Raw genomic sequence first — 17333 nt, 5'->3', positions numbered from 1 at the left:
CCGCTATCCTTTCATCACCGTCACGTCGTCGACCTTGAGGGTGGATTTGTTCCTCACGAGGGCGACAAGGATACCGAGGGCGACGGCAACCTCTGCCGCGGTGATTGCGATGACGAAGATCGCGAAGATCTGCCCGCGGAAATCGGCGTGGTAGCGCCCGAAAGCGATGAAATTGATGTTGACCGAGTTGAGCAGCAGCTCCAGCGACATCAGTACGACGAGAATATTGCGCCTGAGCAGCACACCCGCCGCTCCGATCACGAACAGGACCACTCCGAGCACAATATACCACCAGAGCGGAACCATCACCCCTGCTCCTTCCGCGCCAGCATGATGGCGCCGACCAAGGCCGCCAGCAGGATTACGGAGGCGGTTTCAAACGGCAGGAGATAGTCGGCGAAAAGTGCTGTGCTAAGCTGCCTGATGTCATCGCCGCCACCCATGGCGGCAGGCTCCATGACCGAAAAACGGTCGCTCCAAAGCACCAGCACGAGCATCTCGGCTCCGAGGAGGACGAGCAGCACTAGAGCCGGGAGGTTGCCGCCCGGCAAGAACCGCTGCAACACCGCCTCGCGCACATCGATCATCATGATCACGAACAGGAACAGGACCATGATCGCGCCGACATAGACGAAGATTTGAATGACCGCGAGCAACGGTGCGGCGAGCAAGACGAAGATTGCCGAGACCTGCAGGAAACACGCCATCAGTGCCAATGCGCTGTGAACCGGATTGCGCGCCAGGACCACCGTCAGGGCCGTGATCACGGATACCGCAGCGAACAGAAGAAAGAACCCCTGATCCATCGACGCCGACCCTCCGGCGCGAACTGTCACTCGGCGTGAGATGGCCGGATTTGAGATTGCGCCGCAACTTCAGATGCCTTCGCAAATTGTGCCCTAGTATCGGATTTTTCACAAGATTATTGTCATCGGGGAGTAAAACTAGGCCAAGCCCTGATGTGGCGAAGGCAGCTCGCGAAGCACGCTCTCTCGACAGCGCCATAGCGAGCGGGGATCTTGCGTGGCTGTTAGCGGCGAGGTGGTGGTCTATTGATCTCTGTCTCGCCGTGAGCTTGTTGTGCGGCCTCCTAACCTTTGTTGTCGACAGCTTCCGCGCCGGCGTCACAGCCTTCGAGGCGGATGATCCGCGCTTTGCAGATAACAAGGACCTGCAGTCCGGTCTTGCGACGATCCGTCAGGACATATATCTCGAACGAGGGTTAGCCCTTGAGAGGCGGCGGCTGGCTGTCTCGACCAGACCTAGTGGCCCGATTCCGAAATCCCTTTCGGCTCGGCAAACGGCAGCATGCCGCGATAGATGCCTGGTTCCGAGCCTTCGATCGGAACTGCCCCGACGCTTCGACGGTAGAACTCCATTGGACCGGCACCTCCAATTACCCCGTAGGCATACCCCTGCGCGTACATATCGAGAAGTGTTGTCAGCAGCAGAGCGTGGCCAACACCTTTGCCGCGGGCGGCGGTATCGACGCCGGTCGGCCCGAAGAAGCCCTTCGCGGTTGCGTCGTGGCACGCAAAGCCGATGAGTTCGTCGTTCTGGATTGCGATGAAGCAAGTGGGCGGCTGGCGCATGGTGGCAACCGTCGCTTCCGCGACCCAGCCGGATCCGAAGCGCGGCTCGATCCAGGTCGTCAGAGCGTTCAACTCCGGGGCAAGGACGCGCCGGATGGTGATGCCCTGTTCGGCGATGCGCGCATCGAGCTCAGGATCGGCCTTCAGCTCGTAGAGTTTTACCAGCATGTCCACGGTTTACTCCTTTGTCAGCCTTTGATGGCGCCTGCCGTCAGGCCGGCAACGATACGTCTCTGGAAGATCAATACGACGATGATCAGCGGCAGCGTCACGGTAACGGATGCGGCCATGATCTGACCGAACGGATATTCGTACCGGCTATTGCCTGCGATCAGGCCGATCGCGACCGGCACGGTCCGGTTCTCGTCCGTCAGGGTGAAGGTCAGTGCGAAGAGAAACTCGTTCCACGCCAGAATGAAGGCAAGAATGCCGGTGCTGGCGAGCGAAGGTCCCATGAGCGGCAGCAGGATCTTCGTCAGAATTCTGAAATGTGAGCAGCCGTCGATGATCGCAGCCTCTTCCAGCTCCCTTGGAAATTCGCGGATGAAGGTAGTCAGGATCCAGGTCGTGAAGGGCACGGTCGACAGAAGATAGGTAAGGACGAGTGCGCTTGGCCGGTTGAACAGACCCATCCAGTTGATCAGCTCGAACATGCCGGAGAGGACAACGACCTGCGGGAAGATCGAGATCATCAGCACGATCATGAGGATGGTGCGCCGTTGCGGAAAGTCGATGCGCCCCAATGCGTAAGCGGCGCTAAGCCCGATGACGAGCGACAGGAAAGTGGTTGAGACCGCGACATAGGCCGAGTTCAGCAGCGAGCCCATGAAAACAGGATTGTCGATCAGCTGGCGATAGTAGGTGAAATCGAACGCCGGCATCAGCGCGGATTGATAGAGCGCCGAGCCTTGCTTCGTCGAGGAAACGAAGGCCCAATAATAGGGAAACAGCGTATAGAACAGGACGAGCAAAAGGGCCAGGATCTGCAGGCTTCGCACGACACGGCGCCGCATCCGGAAGTAGGAGGCAGGCTTGCGGACGGTCTTCGGGATGATTGCATCGGCCATGTCGCTCAGGTCCCCGCGGCTCTGTCGAGGCGAAGGACCCCGATGATGATGATGGCGACAAGCGCGACGAGCAGGAAGACCCAGGTCGATGCCGCCGAACCGATGCCGAGCTCCTGGAAGCTGATCAGCCGGTCGCGCGCGTAGATGGAGACGGTCATGACGCTCTCGTTGCTCGCCGCCATCACATAGGCAAGGTCGAACATCCTCAACGCATCGAGGACGCGGAAGAGGACCGCTACGCCGATCGCCGGGCGCAGCATCGGCAGGGTGATCGACCAGAAGCGCTTCCATGCGGGAATGCCGTCGACCTCCGCTGCCTCGAATATCTCCGATGATATCAGTTTGCAGGCCTGCCAGGATGAGCAGAACCATGAACGGGGTCGTCATCCACACGTCGACGAAGATCACGACGCCCATCAGCAGCGATCCGCTCGCCGTCCAGGGAACACCATGATCGATGAGGCCAAGCCCGATGAGGAGCTTATTGATAACGCCGAACTGGTCGTTGAGCATCCATTCCCAGATCTTCGTCGAGACGACGACCGGGATCGCCCAGGGAACGAGGATGGCGGCGCGCGCCAGCCCGCGGCCCGGAATGGCTTCATTGACGAGGAGCGCGATTGCCAGGCCGAGAACTGTCTCGATCGCAACCGAGATAGCCGTGAAGATCAGCGTGTTCTTGACGGCAATCCACCAGCTGCGGTCGTTGATGACCTCAAGGAAGTTGTCGATCCCCGTCATTGAATAGACGGAGGGGTCGTCAAGATAGGCATCTGTGAAGGCGAAGAAGAAGGTTCGGCCGAGCGGCCAGAGGGCGACGACCAGCATGACGATGATAACCGGCAGCAGAAACAGCCAGGCCGCACGATGGTCGCGGCGGGCGAGCCGGGCACTCATTGCCACGCTCCTTCGATCGCGCCGGCCTGGCGATTGAGAATGAGGCGTTTTCCGTCGGCGGCGAAGGCAAAGATCGCAGCATCCCGGAAATTCAGGCCGACCTCCTTGCCGATCAGTTCCTTTGGCGGCTCGACATTGACGCGGACAACCCAGATGACGTCGCCGTTGATGCGGCAATAGGCGAAATGCTCGTGGCCAAGATCCTCAATACGTTCGAGCACGCAGGTCATTCGCCCATCCCCAGCCTTCACCAGCTGGATCGCTTCCGACCGTATGCCGATTTCGGTGATGGTTTGGCCCTCGGTACCTGCGTCGATGACGAGACCGCCCGGTCCAGTCACTTTGGTTGATGTTGCCTGTACCGACAGGAAGTTCATGCGGGGGCTGCCGATGAAGCCTGCAACAAAGCGGTTGTCGGGGCTGTGGTAGAGTTCCTTCGGTGTGCCGACCTGCTCGATGCGTCCGTGATTGAGAACGACGATCCGGTCGGCAAGCGTCATCGCTTCCGATTGGTCATGGGTGACATAGATCATCGTCGTCTGCAGATCGTCGTGGAGCTTGGCGATCTCCATGCGCATCTCCATTCGCAGATCCGAATCGAGATTGGACAGCGGCTCATCGAAGAGGAAGATTTCGGGCTGGCGTACCAGGGCCCGGCCGATCGCCACGCGCTGGCGCTGTCCGCCGGACAACTCACGCGGCCGGCGTTCGAGCAGATGATCGACCTTCAGCATCCGTGCGACCGACCGCACTTTCTCGCTGATAGCGGCCCTGTTCATGCCGAGGGTCTCAAGCGCGAAGCCGATATTGCGCGCAACGTTCATATGCGGATAGAGCGCGTAAGACTGGAAGACGAAGGCTACGCCTCTCTGGGAGGCAGGCACATCAGTCACGTCGTCGCCGCCGATCCTCACCACACCGTTCGACGCAGAGATCAGGCCGGCGACGATGCGCAAAAGCGTTGACTTGCCGCAACCGGAGGGACCGACGAAAACGACAAACTCGCCGTCGATAATCTGCAGGTCGACATTCTGGATAACAGTATGCGTACCAAAATTCTTCGAAACGGATTCGAGCGAAACCGATGCCATTGTTCACCTGAGGGTATGAGACGGCAGAGGGCGCGCCACCGTGTTTGGTGGCGAGGCAGTGACGCATTCCGGCAGCGGGTCGTTCCCGCCGCCGGACATCCGGAGAGCGTCAGCGGCTTTCCTTCAGTTTCTCAAGCCGCCCGGCCAGCGATGTCAAGCTGGACTTGACCTCGGCACCGCCGGAAAGCATGTCGTGGACCGAACGGTAGAAAGCCTGCGAAACGCGGTTGTAGCTGGTGCCGGTGTAGCCGGACGGGCGCACGGCGCTATCGGCGAAGGCCTGCTGGTTATCCTTGAGGAAGGGTATCTTCTCAAGAACTTCCGGATCGCTGTAGAGCGCCTGGATCGACGGGTTGAGAGCCGCCTTCAGGGCACGCATCTTCTGCATATCAGGGCCGGTGATGAAGTTCACAAAGTCGGCCGCCACCTCGGGCTTGGCGCTGTATTTGTTGACGCCGTAATACATCGGGCCAAGGCATCCGCTCGACTTTTCGCCTTGCTTGCCGACCGGCAGGGGCATCACGCCGACCTTGTCGACGATATTGCTCCCCTTTTCATGCGAAGTGCCCCAGACATAGGGCCAATTGCGGTGGAAGACCGCGTTGCCGGATTCGAAGACCGCACGCGACTGCTCCTCATCATAGTTGAGGACGCCCTCAGGGCTGATCGAGCCGATCCAGCCCTTCGCCTTTTCGAGCGCCGCGGCAGCCTGCGGGTTGTCGATGGTCACCTTTCCGTCGTCGGAAATGATGGTGCCGCCACCGTTGGAAGCAACAAGCTCGATCGCGTCGCAGGTCAGGCCTTCATAGCTCTTGGCCTGCCAGGCATAGCCCCACATGTCGGCCGAGCCTGCAGCCCTCTCCTTGTCCTGAATTTCCTTGGCGGTGGCAGCCAGCTCGTCCCAGGTCTTCGGCGCCGCCTTGCCGTATTTTTCGAGCAGGTCTTTGCGGTAGAACATGAGCCCGACGTCCATATAGGCCGGCATGGCAATGAGATTGCCGTCGAGTTTGGCCGCGTTGAGTGTCGAGGCGAAATGCTTGTCCTGGTCTGCCTGCGGGATCATTGTCTTGAGGTCGAGCAGGTTGCTCTTGAACATGCCGAGCCAGATCACATCGAGGAAAAGAACGTCGACGTCCTTGGATTTGGCGGCGAGCAGCTGCTGATAGATCGGGATCGCGTCGTCGAGAAGCGCGGGCATCTTGTTGATCTTGGCCTCATTGCCCGTCTTTTCCTTCCAGGCATTGGCAACGTTCGTGCAGAGCTCGAATTCCGTTGGCGAGCAAAACACGGAAATGGTTTCGGCATGTGCGCTGCTACCCCAGAGGGCAGCAGATATCGCCAATGCGGCAAGGCTTTTCTTCAGCATCGATTGTTCCCTTCGTTGATAACGCTTCGGCATTATGCGGAGCTCTCTGTCTCCTTGCTTCAATAGGACTGGTTATGACCAGTCATGTCAACATGGACTTTGCTGGCGGTTGCATCGAAGATACAAAACGGCAAGAGTGCTCCGCACAGCACAGGATCGGATTCAAAGATGCAGCAAGCGCCGGCATCATTCATCGCGCCACAGGGCGGCATCGACCGCAACGATCCTCGCCCCTTGCACAGGCAGGTCTACGAAGCTCTTCTGGCGTCCATCCGCGATGGCAAGCTGCCGCTGCGCGGCAAGCTGCCGTCAGAACGGGAACTCGTCGATCTCTACAATGTCAGCCGGATCACCGTGCGCCATGCCGTCCGCGAGTTGATTCAGCAGGGCGTGATACACAGCCAGCCGGGAAAAGGTCTCTACGTCGCCGAGCGTGGCGGCGGCTTTGAACTGCAGGTTCTGAAAAGCTTCACCAGCATCGCGATAGCGAACGGGCGAAGTCCCGGCCATCGGCTGATCGAGGCCAGCATCGTGCATGCGCCGCTCGAGGTGAGCCGTCCGCTTTTCCTGGCGCCGGGCGCCGAGGTGGTTCTCTTGTCAAGGCTTCGTCTTCTGGACAACATACCTGCCGTTGTCCAGATCGATTGGATACCGGCGGCCCGCGTTCCGGGCCTGCTTGATCTCGACTGGGCCGTTGCCAACCGGTCGCTTTATGCTGAACTTCGCGAGCGCTATAGCATTCATCCGAAACGCGGGCAGACAACGTTGAGCGCGCGCCTTGCGACAGATGAGGAGGCTGCGATGCTCGAGCTGCCTCCGCCAGCCGCGGTTCTCACCGTGGATCAGATCGCTTTCGACGATCGCAATCGCCCGGTCAACCTGACGGCGCTGGTCCATCATCCTGCGCGCTATCCGCTGACGCTGCTTCAATCGGAATCGGGCGATTTCACGCAGTACTGAGCCACTCTGTCCTGCTCCGGTGATTGCCGCTCGGGATCATTGCGCGCATTCAGTTACCTGAAACGTCAGCCGGAACCGAGGTAGATCCGAATAATCTCGCGAAGGACATTGGCGCGCAACAGCTTGGCCTGGAGACTGCCCGCAATAGCTCGCATTCGTTGAACAGAATGCTTAGTGTCTGCCGATCGACGGGCTGAATACCATTAGGCTCAAAACTTCAAAAAGCACCTGCGCCGCGGCATGCGCTGTGTTGGTCGTCGCGTCATATTGCGGGGCAACTTCGACGACGTCACCACCCACCAGGTTTACCCCTTTCAGTCCTCGTATCAGTTCAAGGACTTCACGCGTGGTCAATCCGCCAACCTCGGGAGTGCCAGTGCCGGGCGCAAAGCTCGGATCGAGACTGTCGACATCGAAGGAAAGATAGGTCGGGCCGTCGCCGACGATGGATTTTGCCTTGGCGACGACCGCCGCGATCCCCATTCCGCTGATCTCCTCTGCGTGGATCACGGTCATTCCCGACTTATAGGAGAATTCCCATAAATATTCCGCCGAACCACGGATGCCGATCTGGATCGTCCTCGTCGGATCGAGCACGCCGTCCAATACGGCATTGCGGAACGGCCCGCCGTGATGAAACTTTGTCTGATCGAACGCACCGCTTGTGTCGCAATGGGCATCGATATGGATGAGGCCAACCGGCTGTTGGCGGCCGACGGCCTTCAAAATCGGATGGGTGATGGAATGATCGCCTCCGACGGAAAGCGGTGCGACGCCAGCCTCGACGATTTGGCCAATGCGCTTTTCGATGTCGTCGTGGCTGAGCTCCAGCCGGTAACGGCTCTGGAACGATACGTCGCCGATGTCGGCGACCCGGAGATCAAAAACCGGGGCCGTGCCGAGAACGTGATTGTATGGGCCAATCCTTTCGATGGCGCGAAGGGCGCGCGGTCCAAAACGGGAGCCTGGACGATTGGTGACGCCAAGATCCATCGGGATTCCGGTGATTGCAACCTGGAGATTGCCGAAGTCCGGCTCTTCGGCAGCCACCTGCATATGGGGGGCGCTGAGGAAGGTTGGCACTCCAGAATAGGGCGCCAGTCGCGTGCCATTTTTGGAGATGATCTTCTCCGCTACTTTCCGAAACTTCTCATCGAAAATCTCGCCGCCATTGGTATCCGCAAATTCCGCGCGCAACTGCTCAAGCCGCATTTTGTCCCATACCATCAGCATGCGTCTCCGCTTCAGTTTCGTCTCGCCCAACAAAGAGGTTGAGAAAGCCATTGGTATCGTTGTAGCAATCGGGATCAAAGAGAAATCGATATGACCGCCGCAAAATTCAATTCGCTCGTTTCCCGCCTTTCTGCCCCGCCCATTCCGTCCGTCGTCGCCTGGGGCCGCGAATACAAAGGGCTAAAGGGGCCACTCATCGATCTGTCGCAAGCCGTGCCCGGCTATCCCGCGCATCCGGAGATGCTGCGGCTTCTCGCCGAGATGGCCGGACAGCAGGCGATGACGGGATACGGGCCGATTGAGGGCGAACCTTTACTACGCAAGACCTACGCTGCCCATGTTGCTGAGCTTTACGGCGTCGACATTTCCGCCGGCAATATCCACATTACTGCCGGCTGCAATCAGGCGTTCATGTGTGCCGCGATCGCGCTTGCTGGCGCGGGCGATACCGTAGCGCTCACCAATCCCTTCTATTTCAATCATGATACGACGCTGTCGATGCTGGGAATCGGGCGGCGATTGGTCGACTGCGATCCCGCCAACAGGTTCTTTCCCGATCCGCGTTCGGCCGAGGCGGCACTTGCTGCCGGCGCGAAGATGCTGGCGGTCGTCACACCCAACAATCCGACCGGGGCAGTATATCCGCCGGAGCTGCTTCATGAGCTTTTTGTTCTCTGCCGGAAATATGGCGCCTGGCTGATCCTCGATGAGACCTATCGCGATTTCCTCAGCGCTGATTACGGACGGCCACACTCTCTGCTGTCCGAGCCGGGTTGGGAGGACACGCTCGTTCTTCTCTACAGCTTCTCGAAATCCTTCTGCATTCCTGGCCACAGGCTGGGTGCGATCACTGCAGGACCCAAACTCGTCGCCGAAATCGCGAAAGTGATGGACAACATGCAGATCTGCGCACCGCGTTCGGCTCAGATCGCCGTTGCATCGGCCATCCCGTTGCTCGCTGACTGGCGGGCCGGAAACCGTGCCGAGATCGCTCACCGGGCGGATGCGCTGAGGCTGGTCATGTCCAAGCTGCCAGGCTGGGAAATTGGCGCGATCGGCGCCTATTTCGCCTTTGTTCGCCACCCTTTCACCGATCGATCGTCTTCCGAGGTAGCGGAAAAACTCGCGAGGGAATCCGGCATCGTTTGTTTACCCGGCGCCTATTTCGGCGAGGGACAGGAGCGTTACCTCAGGCTTGCCTTTGCCAATGCGGATGTTGCATCGATAGGCCTATTGTCCGAGCGTCTTTTCTAGGCCGCAGTGCTCAGCCTCTGCCGGAAGTTGATGATAACTGCCGCGCCAATAGAGAAGCGGCCCTATGCTCTTTCGGATTTTGATCGCGCAGATATGCCCGATCAAAATTGCATGGGAATGATGGTGGAATGCGGTTTCAAGCCTGCAATCCAGCACTGCAAGAGCCTTTTCAAGGACGGCCGCGCCGGTCTTCAGGCGATACCATCCCGCATCGCCATAGCGTTCGGCGCCTTTGCGTCCATCAAGGCCGGCAAAGGATTGCGCCACAGTCTGCTGATCGGCGGCGAGCACGTTGACACAGAAGCAGCCGTACCGTTGCAGCACAGGCCACGAGGAAGAGGCACGACTGACGCTGACGATGACGGAGGGCCGCTCCGCCGAAAATGAAGAGACCGACGTCGCGGTGAAGCCGGTGCGGTCTTCCTCGTCCCCGACAGTGATCACGCTGACGGCACCTGCCAGATGACGCATCGAAAGCTTGAAGTCCGCTTCGCTTATTAAGGTTTCGGCACTCATCGGCCTGCTGCTTGTGTTTTGGCAAAGCGGTTCGCCGGCATTGAAAGGCCGAGGTTCTCGCGCAGGGTTCTGCCCTCGTATTCCTCGCGAAACAGTCCGCGGCGTCGAAGCTCGGGCAGGACGAGCCGCACGAAGTCGTCGAGACTGGACGGCAAGGTCGGAAACATCAGGATGAAGCCGTCGGCGGCGCGCGTCTCGAACCATTCCTCCATGAAGTCGGCAATTTGGGATGGCGTGCCTGTCATGCCATTTCCGGTATGCTTCTCGGCATAGTGTCGGATGAGTTCGCCGACGGTGTGGCCACTTGTTACGAAGTCGACCAGTTCGTCAAACAGAGCGCGTGACCCCTTTGGCGCTGCCGGCAGCCGCTCCATGGGGAAAGGCTGGTCGAGGGCCACGTCATGCAGATCAGCTTCGAGGAATTCAGAGAGCATCAGCCGGCCAACATCCGGATGCATCTTATCGATCAGATAATCCACCTTCGCCCTTGCCTCGGCTTCGGTCTCACCGACGTTGATAACGATGCCCGGCATGATCTTCAGGTCGTCCGCATCGCGGCCATAGGCCGGCATCCGGCGCTTGACGTTTTCGTAGAAGGCCCGGTTGCGCTCGATATTCGACGCGAGGCTGAAGACGATCTCGGCAGTGCGTGCCGCCATGTCCATTCCGGGTTCCGAACCGCCCGCCTGGGCGATGACGGGGCGGCCCTGAGGCGTTCGCGCGATGTTGAGGGGGCCGCGGACCTGGAAGTGCTTGCCTTTGTGATTGAGCGTATGGTGTTTGCTCTTGTCATAGTAGACACCGGTTTCACGGTCGAGAAGCAACGCGCCTTCTTCGAAGCTGTCCCAAAGACCGAACACGACGTCGACGAATTCGTTGCCGCGCTCATAGCGCAACGCATGCGGGTCGAGCCCCTCGCGGTTGAAGTTGTAGCCGGTTTCGTCGTGATCGGAAGTGACGACGTTCCAGCAGGCGCGTCCCCTGCTCAGATGGTCGATTGAGGAGAACAGACGCGCGACATTGTACGGCTCATAATAACTCGTTGAGACCGTCGCCACCAGGCCGAGATTATCGGTGGTGACCGCTAGAGCCGAAAGCAGTGAGAGGGGTTCGAAACGGTTCATCTTGGTCGGAATGCGGGCAAGCGCATTCGCATCACCGACGGCGGCGGCGGGAGAATCCGCCATGAACATGAAATCGAATTTGGCGGCCTCGGATCGTTTGGCGACATCGAGCAGATGAGCGAAGTCGTTGGCGCCATTGACGTCGCTTGCCGGATGCAGCCAGGAGGCGGGATGAAAGCCGAACGTATAGACGAAAGTTCCGAGTTTCATCTTGTCGGTTCGCGTCATCGAACCCTCCTGCCATATCGGTCACGCCACCGCGGGGAACCGTCTGCGCAAATTATCGTCAGGCACAAATTTTCATCAATATTGCGGAGCTGAGTTCTGTTTTAGTTTTTCTAAAGTGTTGGCCTCGGCGCGGACGCCAGCGCCTGCTGACGGGAAACACCCACGAGCCAATCGCGGAATTCGCGCCCGTGGGGCTTCTGCAACGCCGCGCGATCCCAGGCGAGATAATAGCTTTCGCGCAGTGCTATGCGCGTGTCGACGGGAATGACGAGCGTCTGTGCCTCAAGCTCATCGGCAATCATAGACATCTGGGCGAGGACCACGCCGCGCTTGTTGACGGCCGCATCAATCGCACTGCTCGACAGAGTGAAGGAAAGACCGGCTGTGCTCTCCTCAAACGTGGTGCCCGTCTTAGCAGCAAATTCGCGCCAGCTTGGATAAGGTGTGAAATGCCGCTCCCATTCGACATGCAGGAGTGGATATTCGAGAAGCCGCGCGACGGAGGACGCCTTGCCCTTGATCAGCGCCGGCGAGCAGGCTGGCACGACCCAATCGCGGAACAGTTCGGTATAGTGTTCATGCTGCAGCACATCCGATCCATAGCTGATACGGAAATCGACGTCGTCGAAGCCCATGCGCGGTTCCTTGTCGCGGCCGACAATCCTGACATGGGCGTTCGGATGAAGGGCCTGCCAGTCGAAGATCCGGCGCCCTATCCATTTGTTGACGACGGACGACAGGGCGCTGAGAACCAGAGCATTCTCATTGCGCGCCCGTTCCAAAACGTGTTCCGCGAGCGCGAATTGCTCGAAACCCTTCGATATTTCCTGGTGATAGAGCCGCCCCCATTGGGTGAGCTCGACAGTGCGTCCGTTGCGCTCCAGCAAGGTGACGCCGAGAAAGCTCTCGATCTTGCGGATCTGCTGACTTATCGCGCCGGGGGAAACCTTCAGCTCGAGGGCCGCAGCACTTACGCCGCCACAGCGGCCGACAGCTTCGAATGCCTGCAGGCCCTTGAGCGGCACTGTCCGGATAACCTGTTTTTCCGTCAAAAGGAGCCTCTCTGCGGCGGTTGATCTGGGATGCCTCTCTCCGTTGGATGAAAATCGCCGGCAAATTGGAAACGGTCGCCGGGATGGATGATTTCGACGTGAGTGACCGTGCGGCTGCTCTGCCATGTCTGGCGGATCAAGGTCAGGCAGGCCTTGCCACGCTCGGTCTCAAGCAGTCGTGCCGTGGCGGCATCGGCCGAAACGGCGCGAATGACATGCCTTGCCTTCGACCAAGGCACCATGTCCAGCAACCATTTGCCGGGCGGAACCGAAGCAAAGCTTTCGGTTCTGGCAGATGGTACCATGGCGAGCATGATGATGCGCCGCTCCAGCGCATTCGGCTTGCCGTCCACCGTGTGCAGGCATTGAAGCCGCAGGATGTCCGCTCCTGTTGTCTCGCCGAGCTGTGCGGCGGTGACAGCATCCAGTGTCTCGATCTTTCGCCGCAGGATCCTGTAGCTGTGGTCATGCCCCGCCAATTCGGCTTCCGTGGAAATGTCCTGGATATCCATCACGGTGCGGTCGATCTGCCGGGAGGCGACGAAGGAGCCAACCTTGCGGCGGCGTGTGATCATGCCGCGTTGCGCCAGGGCCGAAAGGGCCTTGTTCACGGTCATTCGGGAACATTGATACTCTTGTACCAGCTCGTGCTCGAAGGGGATGCGGTGACCAGGTTGCCAGACGCCGCCCATGATTCTGGCTTCGATGTCTTCGAAAATTCTCTGATGAATTGAGACCAAAACTCACCTCGATTCAGCGATGACATTCAATTTCCACCAAAGCCGCCGTTACCGGGTCTATGCGGCACAAATCTTGCCTGCGTCGAGTTTAGCGTTTGACAGTGTAGGCCGGCCTGTATCTATTTGTATAGACAAAAGCGGATCAGAGAAATCCGCTCGGCGGGACAACGATTGGGGAACTTGGACCTTCCACCGGAAGGGTAAAAACTGGAGAGAAAAACATGAGGAAGAATTCGCTTCTGAAGGGGCTGGTCGGCGCTGTGTTTCTGTTCGGCGCGACGATTTCCGCCCATGCGGCTGACACGCTTGCCGCCGTGAAGGCCGCTGGCACCATGAAGGTCGGTACCGAGACGGCCTTCGCACCGTTCGATTTTATCGACGCTGGCGAACATGTCGGCTTGAACGTCGATCTTTTTAACGAGATCGGCAAGGAACTCGGGGTGAAAATCGAATGGGTCACGCTCCCCTGGGATGGCGTTTTTCCGGCGCTCGAGGCCGGCAAGTTCGACGTTGTCGCAGGCCCAGCGACGATCACCAAGAAGCGCATGGAGCGCTATCGTTTCACACCGCCGCTTGCTGAGGCGACCATCGCGATCCTGAAAAAGGCGGGCGACCAGACGATCAGCAAGCCGGAGGATATCGCTGGCAAGAAGATTGGCGTCGGCAAGGCAACCGCCCAGCTGGATCAGCTCAAGGAGTTTTCCGAAGCCCTGCCGACAAAGGTTGATATCCGCGAATATCCGGCCTTCACTGAATCCTATGCGGATCTCGCGGCCGGCCGCATCGCCGGTGTTGCCAACTCACTGCCGAACATTGCTTTCGTCGCGAAGCAGCGCGAAGGCACGTTCGAAGTCGTGCTGCCGCCCTTTGGCAAGAAATCCTATTTCGGCTTCATCGGCCTGAAAGATGCAGACCATGCGCCACTGATGGACGCAATCGACGCTGCCATGCTGAAGATCAAAGCTGACGGCCGGATGGCGACGCTGCAGAAGAAGTGGTTCGGCGCGAGCTTCGACACACCGGATTCCGTTAAGGACCCTGCATTCTGATCAGCCATCGGAAATCGGCCATGCCTGCGGGGATGCCGGGGCATGGCCGAGGAAAGCGACCGGATCTTCCTCACCGCCAAGCGAGCGAAATCTGAACAATGTCCGTTAAACTCTTCGAGTTGCTTTTGCAGGCATCGATCTACACGGTGACCATCAGTATTGTGTCGATCCTCATCGGCTTTGCGATTGCGATCCTTCTTTCGGGAATGCTGCTGTCGGGGCGAGGGCTTTTCGTGCGACCTGCCCAGATTTTCATCAGCTTCTTCCGCGGCGTGCCGCTGCTGGTGCAACTGTTGCTGATCTACAATCTGCTTCCGGTCATCGGCATCAATGTGCCGAGTATCGTGGCCGCGATCATCGGCCTGTCGCTCTGTACGGCAGCCTACCAGGCAGAGAACCTGCGCGGCGGCTTTGCCAGCGTGCCTAGAGGCCTGGTGGAGTCGGCGGAAATGGTTGGTCTGACGCCGCGCCAGATCTTCCGCCGCGTCAAGGTTCCGATCGCCCTGCGCCTCACGTTTCCAGCTCTCGTCAACGAGGCGATCCTCATTCTCAAGGCGTCGTCGTTGGTCTCAGTCGTTGGCATCGTCGAACTGACGCGCATGGCCCAGGATCTTGCCGGCAGCACCTTCCTGCCGCTGCAGCTTTTCGCATCCGCCGGTCTCATCTATCTGGTGATCAACTGGTTGGTGGCCCTTGCCGGCGGCCTGATCGAAAATAGACTCCCGGGGGCGCCGCGGTGACCTTCGACATCAATGTCCTCATCGGGCAGTGGCCCGCCATCGTCAGCGGTGCCGGCGTGACGATCATGATCTGGATCCTCGGTACCATCGCTGCGGCCGTCATCGGCTTCCTGATGGCAGTCGCCAGGCAATATGGCGGCATGCTGATCGACAAGGTGCTGGGCGCCGTCGTAGCCGTACTGCGCGGCACGCCGTTTCTCATCCAGATATTTCTGGTCTATTACGGCGGCCCCTTTGTCGGCCTCGATCTCGATCCCTTGCCCGCCGGACTGATCGGCATTTCGATCTATGGGGCGGCCTATTTCAGCGAGATCTTCCGCTCCGGCTTCCTGGCTGTGCCGAGGGGACATATCGAGGCCGGCGAATGTGTCGGCCTGACTCAGGGGCAGATCGTCAGGCGCATTCTATTGCCGGAAATGACGATGCTGGTGCTGCCGCCATCCGTGAATATGGTGGTCATCCTGATGAAAGAGACGGCGGTCTTGTCCATTATCACCGTGCCGGAGCTGACGGCGACGCTGAGCGCAATCGGGTCGCAGCAATATGCATTCGTCGAAGCACTCTCCGCATTGGCGCTTTTCTATTGGGTGCTCGTCGAAGTCACTGGCTGGCTCGGCAACCTTGCTGAAACGAAACTATCCAGATTCAGGTTTTTCAACGCATGAGCGTCCCCGCAATAGCAGTCAGGAATCTCGTTAAGACTTTTGGAGAGACCACGGTCCTTCATAATGTCGATCTCGCCATCGAGCCCGGGCAGGTTTCCTGCCTCATCGGCCCATCCGGCTCCGGCAAGAGCACGCTTTTACGCTGCATGGCTTTTCTTGAAGAGGCGACACGCGGGACGATCTCCATCAACGGCGAGGTGCTTGGCTTTACCGAGGATTCTCAAGGGCGGCGCGAGCGCATTTCGGCTGCCGCCAACCGTGCGATCCGCGCCCAAATCGGCATGGTGTTCCAGCAGTTCAATCTCTGGCCGCATATGACGGCCCTCGGCAATGTCAGCGAAGCATTGAAGGCGGTTCACAAGATGAGCCGCAAGGATGCAGAGGAGCGGGCAATGGCCCAGCTTGTCAAGGTTGGCCTCGAGGGCCGGGCCGGGCACTATCCCTCGCAGCTATCAGGCGGGCAACAGCAGCGCGTGGCGATCGCCCGTGCCCTAGCGCTGAAGCCCAAGATCATGCTGTTTGACGAGCCGACCTCGTCGCTTGACCCGGAGTTGACTGGCGAAGTCTTGAACGTCATGCGTGATCTCGCCGCCGAGGGCATGACCATGGTTGTCGTCTCGCACGAGATAGGTTTTGCCGCGACCGTCGGCCAGCAGATCATCTTCCTCGACCACGGTAAGGTGCTCTTCAGCGGATCGCCCCAGGAGGTATTTAAGAAACCGAGAAATCTCCGTCTTGAACAATTCCTCGATACCTATCTCGACCGTGGTGCCTCGATGTTGCTGTAATATCAATGTCTTTCCAGATCGTGAGGCAAACTGAGTCGAGCACCTAGAATCTCCCCCAACCTGATCTGCTTTCACATTCTGCCGGCGCCCAGATTGGGAGTGCCGGCGGTTATTGTCTGGCCGGACCAAGCCGCACCTATATTTGAGCGAAGTCCTCGACCTGCGCCCTGATCGCGACCTCGGTCGGCAGACGTTCCATCGAACTCGCGCCGTAGAAGCCGTTGCAACCCTTGCAGCGGGCAAGCACATAGGCGGCGTCCGCGGGCATGGAGATCGGGCCACCATGGCAAAGCACGATAACATCGTCGCGCACGGATCTTGCTGCATCCGACCATTCGTTGATCTTCTCCACGCATCCATCGAGCGTCAGCGCCGTTTCGGCGCCGATCGCGCCCCCGGTGGTCAGGCCGAGATGGCAGACGACGATATCGGCACCTGCCTTGGTCATGGCGACCGCGTCTTGGTTGCTGAAGACGTAAGGGGTTGTCAGCATGTCCTTGGCGTTGGCACGGGCGATGATGTCGATTTCCAGATCGAAGCCCATGCCGGTTTCTTCGAGATTGGCACGGAAGGTGCCGTCGATCAGCCCGACGGTCGGAAAGTTCTGGATGCCGGCAAAGCCCATTGCCTTCAACTCGTCGAGGAAGTGATCGGGCAGCATGAAGGGATCGGTGCCGTTGACGCCGGCAAGCACTGGCGTATGGCGTACCACCGGCAGGACCTCGCGGCCCATTTCCTTGACGATCTCGTTGGCATTGCCATAGGCGAGCAGACCGGCAAGCGAACCGCGCCCGGCCATGCGGTAGCGGCCGGAATTATAGATCACGATCAGGTCGATGCCGCCGGCTTCCTCGCTCTTGGCCGAAAGGCCGGTGCCGGCACCGCCGCCGATGATCGGCCGGCCCTCGGCGATCTTGCGGCGAAGCTTGCTCAGAATGTCGTTTCTGTCGATACGGGTCAAAACTCTCTCC

At 59.3% G+C, this 17333-nt stretch carries 18 protein-coding genes and 1 pseudogene; 6 read left to right on the top strand and 13 right to left on the bottom strand.

Annotated features, from left to right (window positions below; all coding sequences use genetic code 11):
* Positions 1-3: 3 nt before the first annotated feature.
* From nuoK to H4W29_RS24805, 7 genes and pseudogenes are all read right to left on the bottom strand, one after another.
* The gene (gene nuoK / locus H4W29_RS24835; RefSeq protein ID WP_007819572.1) at positions 4-306 is read right to left on the bottom strand and encodes an NADH-quinone oxidoreductase subunit NuoK; all 303 of its coding nucleotides are present in this window, start codon (positions 304-306) and stop codon (positions 4-6) included.
* Positions 306-806, bottom strand: coding sequence for an NADH-quinone oxidoreductase subunit J family protein (locus tag H4W29_RS24830; protein WP_192731510.1), 501 nt, complete (start codon positions 804-806; stop codon positions 306-308). The genes nuoK and H4W29_RS24830 overlap by 1 nt, the downstream gene beginning before the upstream one ends.
* Positions 807-1262: 456 nt before the next feature.
* Entirely contained in the window at positions 1263-1766 is a 504-nt protein-coding gene (locus H4W29_RS24825; RefSeq protein ID WP_192731509.1) for a GNAT family N-acetyltransferase, read from the bottom strand.
* A 14-nt stretch (positions 1767-1780) separates the two neighbouring features.
* Positions 1781-2659 (bottom strand): carbohydrate ABC transporter permease, encoded by an 879-nt coding sequence (locus H4W29_RS24820; protein WP_192731508.1) that lies wholly within the window; start codon positions 2657-2659, stop codon positions 1781-1783.
* 5 nt (positions 2660-2664) lie between these two features.
* Positions 2665-3556 (bottom strand): annotated as a pseudogene (locus H4W29_RS24815) (carbohydrate ABC transporter permease).
* Positions 3553-4647, bottom strand: a complete 1095-nt coding sequence (locus H4W29_RS24810) for an ABC transporter ATP-binding protein (protein ID WP_192731507.1) — start codon at positions 4645-4647, stop codon at positions 3553-3555. Before H4W29_RS24810 ends, H4W29_RS24815 begins: the two are co-directional and overlap by 4 nt.
* Before the next feature lie 109 nt (positions 4648-4756).
* On the bottom strand, positions 4757-6013 hold the full coding sequence (locus H4W29_RS24805) for an ABC transporter substrate-binding protein (RefSeq protein WP_192731506.1): 1257 nt from the start codon (positions 6011-6013) through the stop codon (positions 4757-4759).
* 168 nt (positions 6014-6181) lie between these two features.
* On the opposite strand from H4W29_RS24805, the gene H4W29_RS24800 reads away from it, so the two are divergent.
* Positions 6182-6973, top strand: a complete 792-nt coding sequence (locus tag H4W29_RS24800; RefSeq protein ID WP_192731505.1) for a GntR family transcriptional regulator — start codon at positions 6182-6184, stop codon at positions 6971-6973.
* A gap of 171 nt (positions 6974-7144) precedes the next feature.
* Here H4W29_RS24800 and speB read toward each other — a convergent pair whose 3' ends face one another.
* On the bottom strand, positions 7145-8200 hold the full coding sequence (gene speB, locus H4W29_RS24795) for an agmatinase (protein WP_192731504.1): 1056 nt from the start codon (positions 8198-8200) through the stop codon (positions 7145-7147).
* A 96-nt stretch (positions 8201-8296) separates the two neighbouring features.
* On the opposite strand from speB, the gene H4W29_RS24790 reads away from it, so the two are divergent.
* Complete coding sequence (locus tag H4W29_RS24790) at positions 8297-9460, top strand: aminotransferase (protein WP_192731503.1); 1164 nt, start codon at positions 8297-8299, stop codon at positions 9458-9460.
* Here H4W29_RS24790 and H4W29_RS24785 read toward each other — a convergent pair.
* From H4W29_RS24785 to hutC, 4 genes are all read right to left on the bottom strand, one after another.
* On the bottom strand, positions 9437-9976 hold the full coding sequence (locus H4W29_RS24785; protein WP_192731502.1) for a flavin reductase family protein: 540 nt from the start codon (positions 9974-9976) through the stop codon (positions 9437-9439). The two genes, H4W29_RS24790 and H4W29_RS24785, sit on opposite strands and share 24 nt — an antisense overlap.
* Entirely contained in the window at positions 9973-11328 is a 1356-nt protein-coding gene (locus H4W29_RS24780; RefSeq protein WP_192731501.1) for an LLM class flavin-dependent oxidoreductase, read from the bottom strand. Before H4W29_RS24780 ends, H4W29_RS24785 begins: the two co-directional genes overlap by 4 nt.
* A 110-nt stretch (positions 11329-11438) precedes the next feature.
* Positions 11439-12380: a LysR substrate-binding domain-containing protein gene (locus H4W29_RS24775; protein WP_192731500.1), complete on the bottom strand. Its 942-nt coding sequence runs from the start codon at positions 12378-12380 to the stop codon at positions 11439-11441.
* Complete coding sequence (gene hutC / locus H4W29_RS24770; protein ID WP_192731499.1) at positions 12377-13120, bottom strand: histidine utilization transcriptional repressor HutC; 744 nt, start codon at positions 13118-13120, stop codon at positions 12377-12379. The genes H4W29_RS24775 and hutC overlap by 4 nt, the downstream gene beginning before the upstream one ends.
* A gap of 221 nt (positions 13121-13341) precedes the next feature.
* On the opposite strand from hutC, the gene H4W29_RS24765 reads away from it, so the two are divergent.
* The 4 genes from H4W29_RS24765 to H4W29_RS24750 all read left to right on the top strand — a co-directional run bounded on the left by H4W29_RS24765 (position 13342) and on the right by H4W29_RS24750 (position 16362).
* Positions 13342-14169 (top strand): transporter substrate-binding domain-containing protein, encoded by an 828-nt coding sequence (locus tag H4W29_RS24765; protein ID WP_192731498.1) that lies wholly within the window; start codon positions 13342-13344, stop codon positions 14167-14169.
* 98 nt (positions 14170-14267) lie between these two features.
* Positions 14268-14909, top strand: a complete 642-nt coding sequence (locus H4W29_RS24760; RefSeq protein ID WP_192731497.1) for an amino acid ABC transporter permease — start codon at positions 14268-14270, stop codon at positions 14907-14909.
* A complete protein-coding gene (locus H4W29_RS24755) occupies positions 14906-15574 on the top strand; it encodes an amino acid ABC transporter permease (RefSeq protein ID WP_192731496.1) in 669 nt (222 codons plus the stop codon). The genes H4W29_RS24760 and H4W29_RS24755 overlap by 4 nt, the downstream gene beginning before the upstream one ends.
* Positions 15571-16362: an amino acid ABC transporter ATP-binding protein gene (locus H4W29_RS24750; protein WP_192731495.1), complete on the top strand. Its 792-nt coding sequence runs from the start codon at positions 15571-15573 to the stop codon at positions 16360-16362. The genes H4W29_RS24755 and H4W29_RS24750 overlap by 4 nt, the downstream gene beginning before the upstream one ends.
* A 136-nt stretch (positions 16363-16498) precedes the next feature.
* Here the strand turns inward: H4W29_RS24750 and H4W29_RS24745 are convergent, their stop codons facing one another.
* Positions 16499-17323 (bottom strand): phosphoenolpyruvate hydrolase family protein, encoded by an 825-nt coding sequence (locus tag H4W29_RS24745; protein WP_210332363.1) that lies wholly within the window; start codon positions 17321-17323, stop codon positions 16499-16501.
* Positions 17324-17333: the final 10 nt, after the last annotated feature.

The organism is Rhizobium viscosum (genome assembly GCF_014873945.1).
In the GTDB taxonomy this organism is placed as follows: Bacteria; Pseudomonadota; Alphaproteobacteria; order Rhizobiales; family Rhizobiaceae; genus Rhizobium; species Rhizobium viscosum.
Note: the sequence above shows the minus strand (reverse complement) of the source record. Positions and strands in the feature narration are given on the sequence as shown.